The 2,708-nt window shown below is 63.1% G+C and carries 2 protein-coding genes and 1 pseudogene; 1 reads left to right on the top strand and 2 read right to left on the bottom strand.

Features of this window, described 5'->3' with window-relative positions; all coding sequences use genetic code 11:
- Window positions 1–205: 205 nt before the first annotated feature.
- Entirely contained in the window at window positions 206–733 is a 528-nt protein-coding gene (locus A3E1_RS0122565; protein WP_020523062.1) for a PH domain-containing protein, read from the top strand.
- A 708-nt stretch (window positions 734–1,441) separates the two neighbouring features.
- Here A3E1_RS0122565 and A3E1_RS0122570 read toward each other — a convergent pair.
- Both A3E1_RS0122570 and A3E1_RS41545 read right to left on the bottom strand, forming a co-directional pair.
- Window positions 1,442–1,786, bottom strand: coding sequence for a hypothetical protein (locus A3E1_RS0122570; protein ID WP_020523063.1), 345 nt, complete (start codon window positions 1,784–1,786; stop codon window positions 1,442–1,444).
- Between the two features lie 82 nt (window positions 1,787–1,868).
- Window positions 1,869–2,708, bottom strand: a pseudogene (locus A3E1_RS41545) (TCP-1/cpn60 chaperonin family protein); the annotation flags it as partial.

A 2,708-nucleotide genomic window follows, 5' to 3' on the forward strand; every position in this document is an offset into this window, starting at 1 on the left:
AAACGATGGGACAGGACAGGATGCTTAGAGCCACAACAACAGTGGGCTGTGCTGCATCCGATGAATACGGGACAGCTCTTCGGCGCAGGCTCCGAGTTCCTCCTTCGAATTGAGTCGGCCCGCGCTATACCTTCCCTATATTGGGCAATCCGGGCATTCGTGTTTTAATGGATATGTCGACCTGCGCTGAGACGGAGGGACCCCGATGGCGCACACCCCCACCCTTCGCGCCGATATCGAATCGGCGAGAGCACTACTGCCGAACCAGGGAGTTGCCGAACGCGGCATTAGAAACCTTGCCGCCAGCTTGCACGACGATGAGACCGTCATGCGAATGCTCACTGGCACCTACGGCAATGGCACCGGACTGATGGTACTCACTGACCAGCGGCTGATATTCATCCTGCACACAATAATGACACAGCAGGTCGTGGACTTCACATACGGCAAGATCACGTCAATTCAGTGGAGTGCGGGACTCGTCTTTGGATCCATCACCATCTTCGCACCCGGCAACAAAGCCGAGATCAGAAACGTACGCAAAGATGCAGGCAAGTCGCTTGTGGACATCGTCCGCAACCGCGTCCACATAGCACAGAATCCGCCAGCAGCCTCGCCCGCCGGACCCGATGCGGTCGGACAGCTAAGAAAGCTTGCCGAACTCAAAGATCTCGGGATTCTGACGCCCGCGGAGTACGCCGTCACGAAGGCCAGCCTGATCACCCGGATATAGCGGTTTTCGGCGGCTAAGCCTGACGTGCGGAGACAGCGCATCGAACCCGGCGCAGCTTGGGCTGTGCTGATACGGGATTTCGTCTGAGCCGATTAGTGCAAAGCCCCCACGGCACGGCGATGATGCCGACGGCGGCCAGGTTGACGAGCCCGCGCGGGCAAACGCATCATGCGTGTTGCGCCAAAACTCATGGCCACGCACGCGACGCGGCAGGCACCTACGGTAAGTCCGACCCTACCGATGCGCTGGCCGTGGTACGCGTGACCTGCGCGTTTGCGCTGGATGGCATGACAGCGCCGTTCCGTCTGCCACCGGCAATACCGGCGGCCCGCACCTGGACAGACACGCTGAGGTCTGACGTAGTGTCGCCTGTCCATGACCTACGCCAGGCAGCCTAAGTCTCGAGGGCGGGGTCTGCCGAACCGCAGGTGGTACTCCCGAGTAAAGGAGCAGGCAGATTGGGATGAGCTTGCTGGCCAGTTCACGCAGGCAGCATGCATGTGGTGAAGTCGCGGCCTCGGCCCGGGATTGGTGGGCGGGTCTGCTGGCGCGATGGCGAACCAGCCGTCGTGGACACCGTGACGATCGTCCGGTGCTGCCGTGTGTCATATTGCTGCCTCCGCGGATCGCTTACGGGGCAAAGTACCCGTCATGGCGGGCGCACGTGTCAGTGGGGAATGGAATCGGCGGTGGGACGTTGATTGCCAATTAGCGCTGCTGGGATTGTCCGGCTGCGGGCGGTGGCCCTCCTTGGCCAACCATTGTCACACCCGCTGGTGGCCCGCAATGGGTTTGCTCGCTGGTCCAGGCCCAGGCGGGCCGGGCGCCGGTGCCGAACACGATCGTGCGGAAAATCCGCAGGTCGGTGGTTTCGCCGATGCCGAGCCAGTAGGTGTGCATGTTGGCCACGTTTCCCGGCCGCCTCTCCGCGGCCGCGACCACGACGGTGTCGAGGGCAGTGTGCGGGTAGCCCGGTGTGTGACTTAGCCGTGTCCATGCCTGCCGGGTGATGGGCCAACCATGGCGGTCGAAGAATCTGATGATCGCACCCATCACCTCCGTTCTGGGTGCAACGTCAGTGAAACTGATTTCACCTGTTGCACGAGCGCCTGTCGTGCTACGGCGGCGGTGACACCTAGTGGCTTGTGCCGGTGGCGCCGCTGCCGTAGCTAACGCCGAACTTCTTGCTACATACCCATGCCCGCTGCGCCAGCGGCTGGCGCCTTTTCTTTCTCGGGCTTTCAGCGACGACCGCTTCGGTGGTCAGGAATAGCCCAGCGATCGATGCCGCGTTCTGCAACGCCGACTTGGTGACCTTGGCCGGGTCGATGATCCCGGCTTTGAACAGGCCCACATATTCGCCGGTCGCCGCGTCCAGGCTCCAGCCGGCATCCAATGTGGTGACCTTGGCGGCGACGACACCGCCTTCCAGGCCGACGTTGGAAGCGATCTGGCACAGCGGCTCAGCTAGTGCGCGCCGCACGATTTCGGCCCCGATTTGTTCATCGCCGGCCAGCAGCACATCGTCAAGCGGCTCTGCGGCAGCGCGGGCCAGGGCCACACCTCCGCCTGGCAGTACCCCTTCTTCCACAGCGGCCTTGGCGTTGCGGACGGCGTCTTCGATGCGGTGCTTACGCTCCTTGAGCTCGACCTCGGTCGCAGCGACTTTGATGACCGCGACCCCGCCGGCCAGTTGGCCAGGCGCTCTTGCAGCTTTTCGCGGTCGTAGTCCGAATCGGACTTGTCGATCTCGGCACGGATCTGGCTGACCCGCCCTGCGATCTGCTGGGCGTCCCCGGCGCCCTCGGCGACGGTGGTGTCGCCTTTGGCCACCACCACTTTGCGTGCCCGGCCCAGCAGGTCCAGGCCTACGGTTTCCAGTTTCAGGCCAACGGTTTCGGTGATGACCTGCCCGCCGGTGAGGAAGGCGATGTCTTGCAGCATGGCTTTGCGCCGGTCACCGAATCCCGGGGCT

It is taken from the genome of Catelliglobosispora koreensis DSM 44566, from assembly GCF_000379685.1.
Classification (GTDB): Bacteria; Actinomycetota; Actinomycetes; order Mycobacteriales; family Micromonosporaceae; genus Catelliglobosispora; species Catelliglobosispora koreensis.